A 239-nucleotide genomic window follows, 5' to 3' on the forward strand; every position below is an offset into this window, starting at 1 on the left:
GGATCTGGCTGGCGGCGGTCGCTCCCGTGCTTGAATCTGCCATGGTGATACCGTCAATATGAACAATCAGTCCGGCCTCCTCGGCCGCTGCTGCCGAGCCACTGTCAGACAGCTCGGCGTCCATTGCGCCACCGGCTTTGGATGCCACCGATTCTGTTGATGGCACCCCGGCGATCAACCCGTTTTCCAGTCGGGTCAGGTTGGCCCGCAGATCGGCAAAGCGATGTACGCCGGTACTC

The 239-nt window shown here is 61.9% G+C and carries 1 protein-coding gene; it reads right to left on the reverse strand.

The genetic code is table 11. The features are described from left to right. Positions 1-239 (reverse strand): hypothetical protein (locus Q4563_RS22305; RefSeq protein ID WP_303606099.1); only part of this gene is annotated, 239 nt, incomplete at both ends.

This window comes from Gilvimarinus sp. 1_MG-2023, assembly GCF_030548285.1.